The organism is Sphingomonas asaccharolytica NBRC 15499 (assembly GCF_001598355.1).
Taxonomy (GTDB): domain Bacteria; phylum Pseudomonadota; class Alphaproteobacteria; order Sphingomonadales; family Sphingomonadaceae; genus Sphingomonas; species Sphingomonas asaccharolytica.
In genome coordinates, this window is sequence record NZ_BCYU01000175.1 from 1 (window position 1) to 1,368 (window position 1,368).

Genomic DNA, 1,368 nt, shown 5'->3' on the forward strand with positions numbered 1-1,368 from the left:
ACCGTGCTGGCATCGGTCAGCTACACGCTGACGGCAGGAGCCCAGGTCGAACGGCTGGCGGCGTCGGATGCCAATGCGACGACCGCGATCAACCTGACCGGCAACGCTTTCGTGCATCTGATCCAGGGCAATGCCGGCGTGAACATGCTGACCGGCGGCAGCGGCAACGACAGCCTCTATGGCTATGCCGGCGACGATCGGCTCGATGGTGGGCTGGGCACGGACACGTTGTACGGCGGGATCGGCAATGATACGTACGTGGTCGACAGCCTGAGCGACGTCATCGTCGAGAATGCTGGCGAGGGCACCGACACGGTCGAGACCGCGATCAGCTTCAGCCTGGCCGCTATCGCCAATGTCGAGAACCTGACTCTGACCGGCACCAGCGCGATCGACGGCACCGGCAACGCGCTCGACAATGTGATCCGCGGCAACAGTGCGGCCAATACGCTCAACGGCGGCACCGGCACCGACATGCTCTACGGCGGGGTGGGCGACGACATCTATGTGATCGGCGATGCCCATGCCAAGGTGTTCGAGCTTGCCGGCGAAGGCAACGACACCGTCCAGGCCTCGGTCAGCTACTCGCTGGCCGGCATGAGCAATATCGAGACGCTGCAACTGACCGGCACCGGCTATATCAACGCGACCGGCAATGCCGAGCACAACACGCTGATCGGCAATGCGGTCAGCAACGTGCTCGATGGCGGCGGCGGCGGCGATATCCTCCAGGGTGGCGCCGGCAACGACGTCTATTACGTCCGCAATGCCGGCGACGTGATCGTCGAGGGCGCGGGCGAAGGTACTGCCGATACGGTACTGGCGACGGTGAGCTACACGCTCAATGCCGCAGCGCAGGTCGAGCGCCTCGCGGCAGCGGACGCCAATGCGACGACCGCGATCAACCTGACGGGCAATGCCTGGTCGCACACCATCCAGGGCAATAACGGCGCCAACACCCTGACCGGTGGCAGCGGTGCCGACACGCTGTTCGGCTATGGCGGCAACGACACCTTGTTCGGTGGCGGCGGCGCCGACAAGTTCGTGTTCGCGCACGGCACCGGCCAGGATACGATCGGCGACTTCGTGGCGGGGACCGACAAGATCGACCTCACCGCGATCGGCTTTGCCAGCTACCAGGACGTGATCAACGCGACCCACGATGTCGGCGGCAATGCCGTGATCGATCTCGGCAATGGCGACCAGGTGACCTTGACCGGGGTCACCACCGCGCAGCTCCACTCAGGCGACTTCATCGGGGTCGGCAACAGCGCGGCCGCGGTGCAGGTGCAGCCGTTCGCCTTGAGCTTTGCAACGGTCGACACCTGGCATGGCGGGGCCGATATGATCTCGATGCTGCATGGGTGA

General features: G+C 64.9%; 1 protein-coding gene. It reads left to right on the plus strand.

The window, feature by feature from the left end; all coding sequences use genetic code 11:
• Nucleotides 1-1,368 (plus strand): calcium-binding protein (locus SAS01S_RS21940; RefSeq protein ID WP_066813379.1); only part of this gene is annotated, 1,368 nt, incomplete at its 5' end.